General features: G+C 64.7%; 13 protein-coding genes. 5 read left to right on the top strand and 8 right to left on the bottom strand.

Going from position 1 to position 17,106, the window contains the following annotated elements; genetic code table 11:
• Positions 1-54: 54 nt before the first annotated feature.
• Together J2X38_RS18155 and J2X38_RS18150 are read right to left on the bottom strand one after the other, a co-directional pair.
• On the bottom strand, positions 55-2,007 hold the full coding sequence (locus J2X38_RS18155) for a cytochrome c/FTR1 family iron permease (protein WP_058818129.1): 1,953 nt from the start codon (positions 2,005-2,007) through the stop codon (positions 55-57).
• A 4-nt stretch (positions 2,008-2,011) separates the two neighbouring features.
• Positions 2,012-2,647 (bottom strand): cation diffusion facilitator family transporter, encoded by a 636-nt coding sequence (locus J2X38_RS18150; protein ID WP_058818128.1) that lies wholly within the window; start codon positions 2,645-2,647, stop codon positions 2,012-2,014.
• 55 nt (positions 2,648-2,702) lie between these two features.
• On the opposite strand from J2X38_RS18150, the gene J2X38_RS18145 reads away from it, so the two are divergent.
• On the top strand, positions 2,703-3,125 hold the full coding sequence (locus J2X38_RS18145) for a helix-turn-helix domain-containing protein (RefSeq protein ID WP_058818127.1): 423 nt from the start codon (positions 2,703-2,705) through the stop codon (positions 3,123-3,125).
• A gap of 52 nt (positions 3,126-3,177) precedes the next feature.
• Here J2X38_RS18145 and J2X38_RS18140 read toward each other — a convergent pair whose 3' ends face one another.
• From J2X38_RS18140 to J2X38_RS18115, 6 genes are all read right to left on the bottom strand, one after another.
• Positions 3,178-3,783, bottom strand: a complete 606-nt coding sequence (locus J2X38_RS18140; protein ID WP_058818126.1) for a cation transporter — start codon at positions 3,781-3,783, stop codon at positions 3,178-3,180.
• Between the two features lie 116 nt (positions 3,784-3,899).
• A complete protein-coding gene (locus J2X38_RS18135) occupies positions 3,900-7,061 on the bottom strand; it encodes an efflux RND transporter permease subunit (protein WP_089217534.1) in 3,162 nt (1,053 codons plus the stop codon).
• Between the two features lie 17 nt (positions 7,062-7,078).
• Entirely contained in the window at positions 7,079-8,341 is a 1,263-nt protein-coding gene (locus J2X38_RS18130; RefSeq protein WP_067179735.1) for an efflux RND transporter periplasmic adaptor subunit, read from the bottom strand.
• On the bottom strand, positions 8,338-9,573 hold the full coding sequence (locus J2X38_RS18125) for a TolC family protein (RefSeq protein WP_067179737.1): 1,236 nt from the start codon (positions 9,571-9,573) through the stop codon (positions 8,338-8,340). The genes J2X38_RS18130 and J2X38_RS18125 overlap by 4 nt, the downstream gene beginning before the upstream one ends.
• Before the next feature lie 64 nt (positions 9,574-9,637).
• A complete protein-coding gene (locus tag J2X38_RS18120) occupies positions 9,638-9,976 on the bottom strand; it encodes a hypothetical protein (RefSeq protein WP_067179740.1) in 339 nt (112 codons plus the stop codon).
• A gap of 58 nt (positions 9,977-10,034) precedes the next feature.
• Positions 10,035-10,430 carry a DUF3703 domain-containing protein gene (locus J2X38_RS18115; RefSeq protein ID WP_067179743.1) on the bottom strand — a complete coding sequence of 132 codons (396 nt, stop codon included), beginning with the start codon at positions 10,428-10,430 and terminating at the stop codon, positions 10,035-10,037.
• A 415-nt stretch (positions 10,431-10,845) separates the two neighbouring features.
• Here J2X38_RS18115 and J2X38_RS18110 point away from each other — a divergent pair, with 415 nt between their 5' ends.
• The 4 genes from J2X38_RS18110 (at position 10,846) to J2X38_RS18095 (ending at position 17,106) form a co-directional block, all read left to right on the top strand.
• The gene (locus J2X38_RS18110) at positions 10,846-11,208 is read left to right on the top strand and encodes a hypothetical protein (protein WP_077031264.1); all 363 of its coding nucleotides are present in this window, start codon (positions 10,846-10,848) and stop codon (positions 11,206-11,208) included.
• A 188-nt stretch (positions 11,209-11,396) separates the two neighbouring features.
• The gene (locus J2X38_RS18105; protein ID WP_310256029.1) at positions 11,397-12,581 is read left to right on the top strand and encodes a TolC family protein; all 1,185 of its coding nucleotides are present in this window, start codon (positions 11,397-11,399) and stop codon (positions 12,579-12,581) included.
• 109 nt (positions 12,582-12,690) lie between these two features.
• A complete protein-coding gene (locus tag J2X38_RS18100; protein ID WP_067179751.1) occupies positions 12,691-13,860 on the top strand; it encodes an efflux RND transporter periplasmic adaptor subunit in 1,170 nt (389 codons plus the stop codon).
• Between the two features lie 3 nt (positions 13,861-13,863).
• Complete coding sequence (locus J2X38_RS18095) at positions 13,864-17,106, top strand: efflux RND transporter permease subunit (RefSeq protein ID WP_148650765.1); 3,243 nt, start codon at positions 13,864-13,866, stop codon at positions 17,104-17,106.

Genomic DNA, 17,106 nt, shown 5'->3' with positions numbered 1-17,106 from the left:
ATCGGCCTATGACGCGGATGTGGGCGGGTTGGCAACCGGTCGGGTGTCGCAATTCTACGCAGACTGATTGCCGGCTTTGGCAGGCCGCCCGGCTTCGATGGCCCGGCGATTATACCAGAAGCCAAGGATTATGATGACCAGCGCGGCGGCTTGCATGAGGATGACCTGCAGCGTCGGATAGATACCCAGGAGCGTTACTCGAGGCCAGCCGCTCACGGGCGTTACCGAGAGCATGCCTGCCTCCTGCAGCGCCGCCGTTCCCTTGCCCGCCAGTACGGCGGCGAGCACCGCCATGAGGGCAGAGCTATACGAAAAGAATTTGCCGATTGGCAGCCGCTGACTGTAGCGGAGCATCGCCCAGGCGATGACGGCCAGCAGGACAAGGCCGGTCACGAAGCCGCCGAAGACAGCCCCGCCACTGCCCTGCGATGCCAGCGCCGCATAAAACAGGATGGTCTCGAACACCTCGCGATAGACGGCCAGGAAGGCGAGCCCGAACAGGAACCAGGACGAGCGTTTCGAGAGCGCCGCGCTCAGCTTTGCGTGAATATAGCGCTGCCATTGGTCGGCCTGAGACTTTCCGTGCATCCAGATGCCGACCGACAGGAGAATGACAGCCGCGAGCAAGGATCCGAAGCCCTCGGTCAATTCGCGGCTCGCCCCGCTGACTCCGATGGCATAGGTCGCGAGCGCCCAAGTCAGGCCCCCTGCGGCAAGGGCCGCAACCCAGCCGGCATGCACATAACGCAGCGCCTCCGGGCGCTCGGCCTTTCGCAGGAAGGCGACGATCGCGATGACGACGAGGAGTGCCTCCAGGCCCTCACGCAGCAAGATCGTCAGGGCGCCGACAAAGGCCGACGTGCTGCTCGCCTGTTCGGGGGCGAGCACCTGCTCGGCATCGGTGAAGAGCGTGTCGAGCGCCGAAATCTCGTGGCGTACCTCGGCGACGGGCGCGCCCTTCTGGATGGCCGCGCGCACTGCCCCCATCGCCGTCTCGATCCGCGCCATCAGGGCGCCATCACGCGACGCGAGGAGCGGTTCCAGGGGTTCGAACCCGTCGAGATAAGCGGACAACGCAAGTTCTCCGGCTTGCTGCCTCTTCCCCGCAGCATATGCAGCGAAGCTCTGCTCGAGCCGTTCCCGCGCCAGCGCCAGCGACCCAGCCCCCGACCCCGTGACGGCCTGCGGATTAGCCCTGAGATAGGCCATCACGGCGTCGGCCTCCGGTTGTCCGATCTTCGCACCGAGCGCCGCCGGCGTCATTGCCGTCAGCGTAGGCATGTCAGGCACCAGGCGGCGCACACCAGCGTCGGATTGCCAGATCCGCTCGCCCTGCGTCGTATCACGGAAAGCGAAGCGGCCGCTGTAGAAGGCGAGGGCCCAGCGATCGGCGGCAGGAAGGTCGGCGAAACTTTGCATTGCCGTGCCGTCGAGGCCTTGCTCGATCACTTGGTAAAGCCCGAAGACGCTGCGTTCGCGAGCGCGCGCAGCATCGGAAAAGGCGATCGGCGGTGGATCGAGCCTGGCTGCATCGGGGCCGCGGCCATCGCCCGACATGCCGTGGCACGATGCGCAATTCTGCCCATAGAGAGTAGCGCCCCTCGCAAGATCTGGGCTGCGCGCCGGCGCAAGTGGCACCGGATAGGCGTTGAGCAACGCCGCTGCGACCGAACGGGCCTGCCGTGCGACTTCTCGTGGGCTTTCCTTGGCGACAACGGCTGCCTTCAGCCGCTTCGCGTCAGCCACCAATTGCGCACGTGCGCCTTTGGGTGGCAGCGCTGCAATATTCGCGGCGGCCGAATCGGTGAACTCGAGCATTTCGGCATATTCTGCCTGGCTGATGACCCGGCCGTCATGTACCGCACCGCCATAGTCCACCGCGACATAATCGAGCAGGCGCCAGGTAGTCTGCACCGACGTCGTGTCGGCGCGTGCCACGGCCGGAAGCAGCACCAGCATGGCAAGCAAGATTGCCGCAGCGCGCCGAAGCGTGGAATATGCCCTCATTTTGCTATGCCTGCGAAGGGCGCAGCTCGGCGCGTGCATTGCGCACGATCTCCGTGGCCGAATGCAGGAAGAGAAGGGCGATGACGCCCGCCACCAGAAGATCGGGCCAGGCGCTGCCCGTCCAGCCGACCAATATGGCCGCGACGATGACGGCGATATTCGCGATCGCATCGTTTCGGCTGAACAGCCAGATGGCCCGCACATTGGCATCGCCGTCCCGAAATCGCGAGAGAACCAGCGCCGCGGTCACGTTCACGGCCAAGGCGACTATGCCGATGACGCCCATGAGTTCGGCTTCGGGTGGCTCGGCATTTAAGGCCCGCGCCACGGCAAAGGCAATCACTCCCAGCCCGAGCGCACCGAGGAACAGTCCCTGGGTTAGCGCGATCCGTGCACGGCTTGCAGCAGACCATCCCAGCGCCAGTAATCCCACCAAAGTGATCGAACCGTCGCCGATGAAGTCGAGCGAATCCGCTTTGAGGGCCTGACTGTTGGCGATGAAGCCGCCGATGATTTCGCACACACCGAAACCGAGGTTGAGTATCACCACGATCCAGAGCGCCCGTCGATAGGCGGGATCACGCTCGGCACGCACGGTATCGCCCGTACAGCCACAGTTACTGTCGTTGCTTTCGCTCATCGCATTGTCCTACATTCTCCAGTAGCTGTAGAAGCAAGGCATTTCTGAGGTGCATATGGGCCGTGAGGTAGGACTTCCCATCGGAGCGCTGGCGAGCCGGACGGGTACGAAGGTCAATACAATCCGCTTCTACGAGGACATCGGGCTTCTACCACCGGCGGCGCGCACCGCCTCCGGACGTCGCAGCTATGGTCCCGAGGATGTCAGGCGCCTGGCGTTTATCCGGAGTGCGAGGGGGCTGGGATTTTCGATCGACGAAATTCGTTCACTGAAAGCCCTCGCGGCAGGACCCGAGCAGGACTGCGCCGAGGTTCGCGCTCTGGCGGCGCGACATTTGCTCGACGTCGACGAGCGTCTGGAACGCATGGTGCGCCTTCGCGCAGAACTCGCCCGGATCGTCCAGCTCTGTGAGGGCGGCCGCATAGCCGATTGCCGGGTGATTGAGGCGATCGAGGCGACGCTGCCGTCCGCGGTCTAGCGGTGGTTTCCTCGCACTCATCATTCGGTCTTCACCTTGTTATTTCTCAAATTCAGGGGTCGTCGCTTGCGGCGCCGCGAGTCTCCTTTCGGGCATCGCGCAGAATTTCGATGCCGCCCTTGATGGCAATCAGCGCAGTGGCGAACCCGACGAGCAAGTCGGGCCAGTTCGTGCCGAGCCACCAGACGAGGACGCCGGCGATCAGGATGCCGCCGTTCGAAACGAAGTCGTTGAAGCTGAAGGTCGTTGCCGCACGAAGGTTGACGTCGGGATTCTGAATGCGCTGAAGCAGCTTCAGGCAGGCATAGTTCACCACCGCCGCGACCGCCGACATGATCATCATCGTAGCGCCGATCGGTTCGCTACCCTGAAAGTAGCGCCGCCCGACATCGAACAGGACGCCGGCCGCGAAGATCAATAGCATAACGCCCGACGCTGTAGCCGCGCGGGTCTTCCATTTGATGCCATGGCTTAGTGCGACAAGGCTCAGGGCATAGACCGCCGCGTCCGATAAATTGTCGAGGCCATTCGCGATGAGGGCGCTCGAATCTCCCAGCGCGCCGGTTATGAGAAAGGCGATGGCGATCGCCGCGTTCAGGAAAAGAACGATCTGGAGGGTCTGCTTTTCGCGGTCGGTGCTGCCTGTCTTGTCTATCATTTCACGCTCCTCATACCAAGCATCCCTAAAAGGAGGCGGAACCCCTCAGGGTTCCGCCCCTGTTCGCGGCCGGCCGCTTGCGCCCAAGCGCTGCAGCAAACCGTGAGGGCCTGGCTTCAGGTCGCAAGGCCGGGCTCACGCCGCGGCCCGGCGACTTCCTCTTCTTCGATCTTCGCGCTGCGACTGTGGACCATGAGGTACAGCGCGGGCAGGACGAGCAGCGTCAGGATCGTCGATGAGATGATCCCGCCGATGACCACGGTCGCCAGCGGCCGTTGCACCTCGGATCCTGCCCCGACATTGAGCGCCATCGGTACGAAGCCGAGCGACGCAACCAGCGCGGTCATCATCACCGGCCTGAGGCGGGTCAGCGCGCCCTCGCGGATTGCATCGACGAGCGCCTTTCCGCGTTCGCGAAGATCCTTGATGAAGGATAGCATCACCACGCCGTTGAGCACCGCGACCCCGGAGAGTGCGATGAACCCGACGCCCGCCGAGATGGAGAGCGGAATGTCGCGAAGCGCCAGCGCCGCGACCCCTCCCGTCAGCGCCAGCGGCACGCCCGAGAAGACGATGGCCGCATCGCGAACCGACCCGAACAGCATGAACAAGAGGCCGAAGATCAGCAGCAGAACGAGCGGCACCACGATCTGGAGGCGCTCGGTCGCCGACTGGAGCTGCTCGAACGTCCCGCCATATTCTATATAATAACCGTCGGGCAGCACGACATCGGCTTCGACCTTCTGGGTCAGTTCGTCGATGAACGAGCCGAGATCGCGACCACGGACATTCGCCGTGATCACCGCGCGGCGTTTGCCATTCTCGCGGCTGATCTGGTTCGGCCCCGCCGCGAGCGATATCTCCGCAAGCTCCGAAAGCGGCACGAAGCCGCCGGCCGGAAGCGCAACGGGGAGATTGCCGAGCGACGCGAGGTCGGTGCGAATGGCCTCGGGAAGCCGGACGACGACGTCGAAACGCCGGTCGCCCTCGAAGAGCTCGCCCGCCTGCCGCCCGCCAGTCGCGGTCGAAACCGCATCCTGGACCGTCTCCATGCTCACGCCATAGCGCGCAAGCTTGTCGCGATCGGGCGTGACCGAAAGCATCGGCAGGCCGGTGACCTGTTCGAGCTTCACGTCCTGCGCGCCCGCGATCCCGCCGGCCACCTCCTCGATCGCCCGCCCCGATTCGAGCAGTTGATCGAGATCGTCGCCGAACAGCTTGATCGCGACGTCGGCGCGAACGCCGGCGATCAGTTCATTCATCCGCATCTTCACCGGCTGGGTGAACTCGTAATTGTTCCCCGGCACTTCGTTTACCGCCTTGTTGAGCTCGGCGACGAGCTGGTCGCGCGGCTTTCTGGGCTCGGGCCACTCCTTCCGATCCTTGAGCATGATGAAATTGTCGGCGACCGACGGTGGCATCGGATCGGTCGCGACCTCGGGCGTGCCGATCTTCGCGAACACCCGCTCGACTTCGGGGAACTGCCTGATCCTCTTCTCCAGCGCCTCCTGCATCGCGATCGACTGGGTCAGGCTCGTTCCCGGAATGCGCATCGCGTGCATCGCGATATCGCCTTCGTCGAGGTCCGGGATGAACTCGGACCCGAGACTCGTCGCCGCCACGCCGCTGAGCGCGACGAGCAGCAGCGCACCCGAAAGCGCCGCCTTCGGCCAATTCAGGACGCGGTCGAGCATCGGACGATAGCCCTTGCCGAGACCGCGCATCAGCCAATTCTCCTTCTCCTCGACCTTGCCGGTAACGAAGAGCGCCACCGCGGCCGGAACCAGGGTGAGCGACAGGAGAAGAGCAGCGGTCAGCGCGAGGACGACCGTGATCGCCATCGGGTGGAAGGTCTTTCCTTCGACGCCTTCGAGCGCGAAGATCGGCAGATAGACCGCGGTGATGATGATGATGCCGAAGATGCTCGGCTTGATCACTTCGGCGCTCGCCGAGGCAACGAGGCCGAAGCGTTCGTCGCGATCGAGCAGCCGTCCGAGCCTGTGCTGTGCCTCGCCAAGCCTGCGAAGACAATTTTCGACGATGATGACGGCCCCGTCGACGATGAGGCCGAAGTCGAGCGCGCCGAGGCTCATGAGGTTCGCCGATGTCCGCGTCTGGAGCATGCCCGTCAGCGTCATCAGCATGGCAACGGGAATAACCGCCGCCGTGATCAGCGCCGCCCGGAAATTGCCGAGCAGCAGGAAGAGGATCACGATGACGAGCAGCGCGCCCTCGGCGAGATTCTTCTGCACCGTCGAAATCGTCCGTTCGACGAGCGCGGTGCGATCATAGAGCGGCTTCGCGACAACACCCTTCGGCAAAGCACGCGACGCTTCGACGAGGCGTTCGGCCGAGGCCTGCGCCACCACGCGCGGATTTTGTCCGATCAGCATCGAGACCGTTGCGAGGACGACCTCCTTGCCATTCTCAGTCGCCGCGCCCGTGCGAAGGCCCGAACCGATCGCGACATCGGCGACGTCGGCGATCCGGATCGGAACGCCGCCGCGGGTGGCGACGATGATCTGCGACAGGTCGCGCTCATTGTTCGCCTGCCCCGGCACCCGGATCAATATCTGTTCGCCGCTGCGCTCGACATAGCCGGCGCCGCGATTTGCATTATTGGCCTCCAGCGCGGTGACGACATCGTTGAGCGAGAGATTGAGCGAAGCGAGCGAGGCCGGATAGGGGGTCACATGATATTGGCGGGCATAGCCGCCGATCGTGTTGATCTCGGCGACCCCCGGGATCGTGCGCATCTGCGGCCGGATGACCCAGTCGGACATCGTTCGGAGGTCTTCCGCCGTGTAGGGCGTGCCATCCGGCTTTCGTGCGCCCGGTTCGGCTTCGATCGAGAACATGAAGATCTCGCCGAGGCCGGTGGAAATCGGCCCCATTTCGGGCGCCATACCGGGCGGCAGCTGCCCCTTTGCGGCCTGGAGCCGCTCGTTGACCTGCTGGCGCGCGAAATAGATGTCGGTCCCGTCCTCGAAAACGACCGTGACCTGACTCAGGCCGTAGCGCGAGATCGACCTGGTATAGTTGAGGTTGGGGATGCCCGCGATCGCGGTCTCAATCGGGTAGGTGATCCGCTGCTCGGCTTCGAGCGGCGAATAGCCTTCAGCCTTGGTATTGATCTGGACCTGGACGTTGGTGATGTCGGGAACGGCGTCGATGGGCAATTTGGTCGCGCTCCACGCGCCGATCGCGCACAGGAGCGCGACGACCGCGAGGACGAGCCATCGTTGCCGGATCGAAAAGCCTATGGTTCTGGCTAGCATATTATCCTGCTCCCCGATCAATGGTCGTGGCCCGCGCCGGACTTTTCGATGTCGGCGCGAACGAGGAAACTGCCCTTGGTGACATAGGCGGTGCCGGGCTTGATGCCCGACAGGACCTCGGTCCATTCGGGCGACGAACGGCCGAGTTTCAGCATGCGGACCTCATAGTCCTGCCCGAAATTGGCATAGACCACCTTGAAGTCGCGGAAGGGCTGGATCGCCTCGGTACGCACGGCCAGCGGCACGGTGACGGGGTTGACCATCACGCGGCCGCGCAAGGCCATGCCGGGGCGCAGCGTTCCCGAGCGGTTGGGGATGGTCGCGCGGATGAGCGCAGTGCCCGCCTCGACATTGCCGTCGGGCAGGAACTGCTCGAGTGGCGCGGTCGCGATCTCGGCGCCGTCCTGCGTCTCGACCGTCACCCGCATGCCCGGACGGATAATCGCGAGGTCACGGGGGAAGATGTTGAAGACGACCGTCGTCTGCGCGGGATCGGTGATGACGTAGAGCGCCCGCCCGTCGGTGACATCGCCGGGGTTGGCGTTGCGCTCGGCAACGACCCCGCCGACCGTCGCATGCACCGGATAGACCTGGAGGCTTTCGCTCGATTCAATGCGTGCGAGAAGTTCGCCGCGGCGAACCGTGTCGCCCACCGCCTTTGTGACCGAGACGACGCGGCCGGGGAATTGACCGCGAATTTCGGAACGGGCCGTTGGCGACAATTGGACAGTGCCATAGAGTTCGCGCCTCTCGCCGACCGTCGCCGGTCCGACGACGGCGGTCTCGATGCCGCCGGCCTTGGCGGCGTCGGCCGCGATCCGCGTGCGGCCCTCAGGGTTGGCATATTTCCAGACGTGGCGTTTGCCGCCAGTCACCGCGACGACTTCGACATCGAAGCTGTGCGGTTCGGTAACGACGCCTTGCCCTGCCAGGAACTTGCCCTGCGGGCGGAAGGTGAAGCGATCGACGTCGCCGCCAAGCCGCGTGAGCGTGATCGCGAGCTGGACTTCCTTGGGATCGACCGGCTTCCCGTCCCGGGTCGCAAAAACTCGGAACTGCGGCTCGGTGCCATTCTCGAAAATCGTGATTTCGACAGCGAAATCGCCATTTTTGAGCAATTTGCCGCCATTCGGGCCCTCGGCGTCTTCTTCGCCTTCGCCCTCGGCGTGGCTCTCACCTTCTGCATGTTTGTCTTCGCCTTCGGCTCCGCCGCCGCAGGCAGCGAGCGGGACGGCAAGGAACAGCGCCGCTGCAGCGGCGGGAAATGGAAACTTCTTCATGGAATATTCTCCGCAAGGGGAGCCGCATCGAAGCGGCCGGTCAGGCGATCGATTTCCGCGAGCAAATCGCGGTAGCGCGTCATGGCCTCGGCCCACTGACCCTGGATCTGGATGATGACGTCGGCGGCATCCTGCACATCGGCGAACAGGAAGCCGCCGCGGGCATAGCCTTCGCGCACCTGACCGAGCGTCTTCACCGCCTTGGGATAGACGTCGTTCATGATGCCCTCGGCCCGCACCCGTGCGGCGTCGGCATCGGCGCGCAGCGACGCGAGGCGCCGCAGTCGTTCGAGGCGGCTCGCCTCGGACTGGAATTCGAGCTGCCGCCGTTCGGCCTGCGCCCGGGCGATATTGCCCTGGTTGCGGTCGAAGCGTCCGAGCGGGATCGAGATTCCGCCGAGAACGGCGACATCATTGGTCTCGCGAAGGAAGCGAGTGCCGCCCGACACCGTATAGTCCTGGTGCGCGCGGCTTTGCTCGACGACAACCTGTGCCCGGGCGCGATTGACGGCGGCGTCGAACACCGCGGCATCGGCTTCGGCCAGCGGCGGATCGCGCGGATCGGGCTTCTCGATACCCTCGGCGATAACGAGGCTGTCGGGAGCGCCGCCCCAGAAGGATACGAGCAATGCTCTTGCGGACTGCCGTTTGGCTTGGGCTTCCTTCAGTGCCAGCTCGGCTTCGAGAATGCGGGCATCGGCGCGGGTCTCGACGAAGAGCGGATCCTTGTAGCCGCGCATGCGCCGGATCGCTTCGGTGCGCATCTCCTTTTCGAGTTTGACGCGATCCTCTGCGATCCAGACCATCTGCTCGGCGATCTGGACGTCGATATAGGCGCGCTGCACTTCCTGGGCGATATCGAGCCGGACGAGCCGCCACTGCGCCTCGGCGAGAACGACCCCGCGTTCGGCAAGCGCCATCCGCGCCTCCCGCTTTCCGCCGCGTTCGAGCGGCTGCGAATAGGTGACGGTGAGTTCCGATTGCCGGAACAGGCCGTAGCCGCCCGTCCCGACTCCATTTTCCATGTCGACCGACACGGTCGGATTGGGTCGGACGCGAGCTTGCAGTTGGCCGGCGCGCGCGGCGTCGACCCCCGCTTCGCCGGCTCTAAGCTCTGGCGATGCAGCGATGGCCCGCTCGACCGCCTGGTCGAGCGTTAGCGGCTGGGCCCACACGGACCCCGCCAGCAGCGCAGCCCCGGCCAACAGGGCGGCGCGCATATGGATATGCATAAATGATCACTCCTGAACGGTTCGACTGAGCGCAGGCCGGGAAGGGCCGCGCGGCAGGCGTCGTTCAGGCGAGGGGAGGGTTCAGGGGAGGCGCGAGGGCGCGCGAAGCGAGGCGCATCGCGGGCAGCGCGAAGTGCAGGCCGCCGGAAAAAAAGGGCAGATCGTCATGACCCGAAAGGGCCTGATCGGATGCGACCGGGCAATTATGGTGACTGCCGTGGAGGTCGGCGTCCTGCTGACCTTTTTGCGTGTCCTTGTCCGACGCATGGCCCGGCTCGACATGGTGCGAAAGATGCGAATCCGTCGCATGGTGCGTCATGCCCGCCATCGCCGGCGCAGCATTGTGAAGCCCGCTGAGCAGCAGGATGAACACAAGCAACAGGCGAAGGGGAGCGGCGGCCATGGTCGCGCCCCTAACAGCGAATGGCTTGTTCCGGAAGTCCAAAACCGGATCAGCCCTTTCAGGCGTCGCGTTCGGCCGCCGACCGGGCCGCCTCGATCAGTACCGCCAGGCCCTCCGGCATCGGCATCGGATCGAAGGCGCTCACTCGCGCGCGGCCGTTGTTACCGGCCGGGAGCCGGCCGGTCAGCGAGCCTAGCGGCACGAGCAGGAACCGCACTACCTGACCGGCGGCTTCGCGGCTATCGCCGAGTTCGATCGCATAGCGGAACATGTGCCAGTGCGAGGCCAGATGCGCGCCCATATAGGGCTGGCTCAATATATGTTCCCATTCCAGCGCCCGCCACGCGGCGGCTTCATCGCCGGTTCGGCTTGATTCGCGGAAAAGGCGATATTGGTCGCGCAGGAGCGGCGCGACGATGGTCCGGGTCAGCGGCTTGGCAGTCGACGTGATCATGCTGGGTCCCCCTTTTTGTCCAGGGCAGGCTTTTGCACCCTGTAGTAGATACAGGGTCAAGCTCTCATGTTGCCGCTCGGCGCCTCGATGCGCGATTTCCGATTTACCGCCCTGTCCAAGACGAATCCCTCCGCCCCGGCACAGCCCGGTACAAAGGAGGACAGAAGCAATAGCGTAAGTCCGGAAATAAGATTGCAAGACAATCGTAGAACTATTGTGCTTAACGCCCGATTGTTCGACGGATATCCTGTTCTTATAGAGGTCCTAATAAGTATTTCTAGGACGGATAAATGGCTCGATTGCCATCATGAGATAACATTACAGCACTCGTTCGGGGGTTAGAAGAGTGCCGCCGAAGTTGATTGAAAATCTTCTACTTTTCACCGCGCTATTTCGATGCTAGGGGCCGGTTCCAATGCGACGGATAATCCTCCTCTTGCTGACCTTTCTCCTTGCATCCGGAACGGTTGCGGGATCGCTCGCGCATGCGACCGAGGATCGGGCCGAGGCGAGCCTTTTTGTCGCGGCGATCGAAGCCGGCTGCGTGAGTGCGCCGGCTACCGAAAGCGCCGAGTCCGACAAGAAAAATTCCTCGTCCGGCGAAAAGCAGCAGGTGCCTGCCGCCGCTCATGGTTGCCATGGCCACCATTCGGGCGTCCCGGCGGAAACGCTTTCGGCAGCGACCGAAACCCCTGCCGCTGAAGCGCATGCGCGCATTCTGACGGCCGCCTTGCCGCCCGTCGCCTATATCGGGACCTTTCGCCCTCCAATCGCCTGACGCTCTAGGTCTGCGCGTGCCCTTCGCGTGCGCTTCTCCCTGGAAACGTCAGGAGTCTCTTTTTCATGAAATCCATAGTTGTCGCCGCGAGTCTCGTGGCGCTCGTTGCAGGCGCAAATTCCGCGCCCGCCGCTGCCCAGTCGGCAGCGACGGAGCAGGTGGGACCGCCTTCTTCGGCAGGCCAGGCCGTGCGTGCCGGCCCGCTTCCCGCTCGATTGTCCCTCGCGCAGGCGATGGAGGAGGCCGACGCGCGCTCGCCGCGCGTGGTTGCCGCCGAAGCCGAAGTGGAGGCTGCTCGCGGTCGCCAGCGTCAGGCGGGCTATCGCTTCAACCCCATCCTTAACGTCGACGTCGAGAATTTCGCGGGCACCGGCCCCTATTCGGGACTAAACGGCCTCGAATCGACGGTGTCGGTCAATCAGCGTCTTGACATCGGCGGCCGGCGCCGTGCGCGCATGACGCTAGCAGATGCCGAGTTCCTCGCCGCGCAATATAGGCTCGAGATTGTCCGAGCCGATCTCGCGCTCGAGGTTCGCAACCAGTTCGCGACGGCACTCGCAGCCCGCGACAGTCTGGCGCTCGCGCGCGAGAATGAAGCGCGCGCCCGCGAACTCGTCCGCGTCGCACAGGCGATGGTCGATACGGGTAACGAGCCGCCGCTGCGTGCCTTCCGTGCCAATGCGGCGCTGGTCCAGGCCACCGCCGAACTGCGCACCGCCGAGGCCGAGGAACGGACAGCGCGCCGTTCGCTGGCAGCGCTCCTCGGCAGCTCGGTTGCGCCGGCCGAACTGGTCGAAGGCGACCTGTGGGTGATGCCCGCATCGGTGGACTCGCTGGCCACGCTCGACGTGCGGCTTGCCGAAACCGACCGCCTCATCGCCGAAGCTCGCCTCCGAGGGCAGCGCGCCGACGGTCGCCTCGACCCGTCTGTTGGCTTCGGAGTGCGGCAACTTCGCGACACGGGCGATCGTGCCCTCATTGCGAATGTCTCGGTGCCGCTGCCGATCTTCGATCGCAATCGCGGCAACATCTCGGCGGCCAAGTCCGACGTCGCTGCCGCCATCGCGCGGCGGGAAAATGCGGTCGTCAACGCCGAGGCAGAGATTGCCAATGCGCAGGCCGAACTCGAAGCCGCCGAGGCCCGCCTCGCGGCGCTCGAGGGCAGCGGGATCGAGCAGGCGCGCGAAGGCGTCCGGCTCGCCGAGCTCAGCTACCGCGCCGGCAAATCGACGCTGGTCGAACTGATCGACGCGCAGCAAGCCTATGCCGCGACGCAGGCGGAGCTGATTGCGGCCCGGCAGGCCCGCGCCGAAGCGCGTGCGATCCTCTCGCGTCAGGCCGCGGCCGAGGGCGACGCGGATCACCAGCCATGAGCGTGCCGGTCCCAGCAATCAGCGGGGCCGTCCGCCCCGCCATCCTTCTCAATCAACAGGGGTGCGCCGCCGGTCGGCGCGCGAACCGCATCAACAGCGGAGACAGAATATGATCACCAAGGACAAGCGCCTCCTCGGCACCGTCGCGGGCGCAATGGCTCTCGCGGCCGTCACCGGTTTCGGTGTCGCACGTTGCACCGCCGATCCGGCGCCGGCTCCGGCGGCTGAAGGCGGTGCGGAAGCGGCGAGCGAAGCTCTTCCCAACAACCTCGTCATCAGCCCCGAAGCGATCAAGTCTGCCGACATCGGCGTCGAAACGATCGCATCGGGCGGCCTCGGCTCCGAAATCATCTCGCAGGCGACCGTCACTGCGGCACCGAGCGGCGAGGCTATCGTGACCGCGCGGGCCGGCGGTGCCGTCACCCGGCTTTTCAAGCGGCTCGGTGATCCGGTCCGCGCCGGAGAGACGATCGCCATCGTCCAGAGCCGTGACGCTGCACAGATAGCGGCCGAGCGGGTCGCAGCCGATGCGCGCTCGACGCTGGCGCAGAAGAACCTCCACCGCGAGAAGACGCTGCTCGATCAGAAAGTGTCCGCTCGCGTCGATTATGAGCGAGCGCAGGCCGAGGCGGCGGCTGCCGCGGCGGAAGCGCAGCGCGCCCGCGCCGCTGCGAGCGCGGCGCAGGTCACGCGCGATGGCAGCAGTGTCATAGTGGCAAGTCCGATCTCGGGGCGGATTACGGCCGAGAACGCCAGCCTTGGCGCCTTTGTCCAGCCTGAAACCGAACTGTTCCGCGTTGCCGATCCCAGCAAGGTGCAGATCGAGGCCGCGGTTGGTCCGGCCGATGCACAGCGGCTCTCGCCCGGAGATCGTGCGATCATCGAACTTCCCGACGGCCGGACGATCGATGCCCGCGTGCGGGCTGTGACTCCTGGCCTGTCCGGCGACACGCGCTCGGCAACCGCCGTGCTCGACGTGCCCGGCGCCTTGCAGCCGGGCCTTGCGGTCCGGGTACGTCTGCTTCCGAGCCGCGGCGCCGAAACCGGTGGCCCCGCCCGAATCGTGATCACTGACGAAGCCCTCCAGACGCTCGAAGGCCGCGACGTGGTGTTCATTCGCACGAAAGAAGGCTTCCGTGCGCAGCAGGTCACCGTCGGCCAGCGCAGCGCGGGCCGCGTCGAAATCCTCTCCGGGCTGAAGCCCGGACAGATGGTCGCGACCGAGAACGCCTTCCTGCTCAAGGCCGAACTCGGCAAGGGCGCGGGCGAGGAGGAATAGACCATGATCGCGAAACTGATGGCGCTATCCGTCCGCGCGCGCTGGGCGGTACTCTTTCTCTTCCTCGTGATCGCGGGACTCGGCGTATGGCAGCTCACCAAGCTGCCGATCGACGCGGTTCCCGACATCACCAACAAGCAGGTGCAGATCAATACGATCGATCCGCGTCTTTCGCCGGTCGAAATCGAGAAGCTCGTAACCTACCCGATCGAAATCTCACTCGCCGGCATTCCGGGGCTCGAGACGACGCGTTCGATCTCGCGCAACGGATTCAGCCAGGTGACGGCGATCTTTACCGATGAAACCGACCTCTATTTCGCGCGCCAGCAGGTGGGCGAACGGCTTCTCCAGGCGGGCGAGAACCTTCCCGACGGGGCTCAGCCGCAGATTGGCCCCGTGACAACGGGGCTGGGCGAGGTCGTCATGTATACCGTCGGCTACAAATATCCTGACGGGAAGGGCGCCAAGAAAGTCGCCGGCCAACCCGGCTGGCAACCCGACGGCAGCTATCTGACCCCCGAGGGCGATATCCTCACCGACGAGATTGCCAAATCGGGCTATCTTCGCACGGTTCAGGACTGGATCGTGAGCCCGCAGCTCAAGTCGGTCGGCGGCGTCGCCGGCGTCGATTCGATCGGCGGCTATGCCAAGACCTTCGTGGTCGAGCCCGATCCGACGCGGCTCACCAGCTACGGCATTTCCTACAGCGAGCTCGGCGAAGCACTCGAACGCGCCAATCTCGCGGTCGGGGCCAACTATTATAACCGGGCGGGCGAGGCCTATCTCGTGCGCGTCGATGCGCGCGTCCGTTCGGTCGATGAAATCCGCAACGCCGTCGTCGCGACGCGCGGCGGCGTGCCCGTCACGGTCGGACAGCTCGCCAATGTGAAAATCGGCGGCGACCTCAGAACCGGTGCGGGCAGCATGAACGGCAAAGAGGCGGTGATCGGCACCGTGCTGATGCTGATCGGCCAGAACAGCCGGACTGTCGCCGAAGACGTCTCGGCTAAGATTGCGCAGGTGTCTAAAACCCTGCCGCCCGGCGTCGAAGTGAAGGTGGTGCTCGACCGCGCTAAGCTGGTCAATGCAACGGTCGGCACGGTCGAAAAGAACCTCACCGAAGGCGCGGTGCTCGTGGCGGCCGCGCTCTTCTTCCTGCTCGGCAACTGGCGCGCGGCGATCATCGCGGTGCTGGTCATTCCCTTCTCCTTCCTGATGATGGCGATGGGCATGAACGCGTTCCGCGTGCCCGGTAACCTGATGAGTCTCGGCGCGCTCGACTTCGGTCTGATCGTCGACGGCGCGGTTATCATCATCGAAAACTGCCTCGCCAGATTGGCGCACCGGCAAGAGCATGAAGGGCGTTTGCTCAATCTTCGCGAACGTCTCGAGGAGACGATGCGCGCCAGCCAGGAGATGATCAAACCGACCGTCTTTGGGCAGGCGATAATCCTGCTCGCCTTCGCGCCGCTGCTGATGTTCACGGGCGTCGAGGGCAAGACCTTCTCGCCGATGGCCATCACCATCATGCTCGCGCTCGTTGCCGCCTTCATTCTCGCTATCACGCTGGTTCCGGCGCTTGTCGCGCTGATGATCCGCGGCAAGGTTGCCGAGAAGGAAGTCTGGGCAATCCGCAACTTGAAGGAGCGCTATCTGCCGCTGCTCGACAAGGCGATTGCCAAGCCCTGGCCTTTCATCGCCGGCGGCTTTGCTTTCTTCCTCCTCGCCATCCCGGCGTTCGGCCTGCTTGGCTCGGAATTCATTCCGCAGCTCGATGAGAAGAATATGGCGCTCGCCTCGACGCGCGTGCCGTCGGTCAGCCTCGAACAGTCGCTTGCGATGCAGCGCAACGTCGAGACAGCCATCTCTAAATTGCCCGAGGTCGAGCTGATGTTCTCGAAGACCGGTACAGCCGAGGTCGCGACTGATCCGATGCCGCCGAACATCTCGGACGGTTTCATCATTCTGAAACCGCAAGACCAATGGCCCGTCGGGGTCGATTCCAAGGCCGACGTCGTCGAGCGCATCGAGAAGGCCGCTGGCGGCCAGCTCGGTCAGCTCTACGAGGTCAGTCAGCCGATCGAGCTTCGCTTCAACGAACTGATTGCGGGTGTCCGCGGCGACGTCGCGATCAAGCTCTATGGCGACGACCTCGACAAGATGTCGCTCGCCGCGAACGAGATGGTGAAGGTGCTCCAGGGCATTCCGGGAGCGGGCAGCGTCAAGGCCGACCAGGTCGGCGGGGCTCCGATGCTCGACGTAACGCTCGATCGCAACGCGATTGCGAGGTACGGCCTGTCGGTCCAGGAAGTCGCCGACACCGTGTCGGCAGCGCTCGGCGGGCGCGAATCGGGCCTGCTCTATGAGGGCGACCGGCGCTTCGACATCACCGTGCGCGTTCCAGACGCAACGCGCGTGAATCTCGACGATATTCGCGCGCTTCCTGTCCTCCTTCCTTCGGAAGGCGGCAATCGCGGGCAGATACCGCTCGCGCAAGTGGCGCAGATCCGGCTGACCGAAGGACTCAACCAGATCAGCCGCGAGAATGGCAAGCGGCGCGTCGTCGTGCAGGTGAACCTCGAAGGCCGCGATGCGGGGTCCTTCGTGACGGAAGCGCAGGCGAAGATTGCCAATGTGAAGCTCCCGGCGGGCTATTATCTCGAATGGGGCGGGCAGTTCGAAAGCCTGCAGGCTGCATCGAAGCGGCTTTCCATCGTGGTTCCGCTCTGCTTCGCGGGCATTTTCATCCTGCTCTACATGGCGCTCGGCACCTTCGGACGCGCGACCGCCGTGTTCCTCGCGGTGCCGCTGGGCCTCGCGGGCGGGGTGTTCACCCTCGCGCTTACCGGGATCAACTTTTCGGTGTCTGCGGCGGTGGGCTTCATCTGCCTTGCCGGCGTCGCGGTGCTCAACGGTCTCGTCGTCATGACGGCGATCCGCGAGCGGCTCGAGAATGATGTCCCGCTCACGGAGGCAATCCGCGAGGGTATGACCGAGAAGATGCGTGCGGTGATCATGACCGGTTTCGTGCCCGCGATCGGCTTCGTGCCGATGGCGATCGCGACCGGAACCGGCGCCGAAGTGCAGAAGCCGCTCGCGACTACCGTCATCGGCGGCCTCATCGCGGCGACCATCCTGACGCTTCTCGTCCTGCCCGCGATCGCCAAGGTCGTACTCGGAGCCGACTGGCAGCCGAAGTTCCTCAAGCGGAAAGCGGAGCCGGCCACCCAGCCGGCTACGGAATAG

This window comes from Sphingopyxis sp. BE235, from assembly GCF_031457175.1.
GTDB lineage: Bacteria > Pseudomonadota > Alphaproteobacteria > Sphingomonadales > Sphingomonadaceae > Sphingopyxis.
The sequence above is the reverse complement of the archived record's forward strand: the minus strand, read 5'-3'. Positions and strand labels throughout refer to the sequence as shown.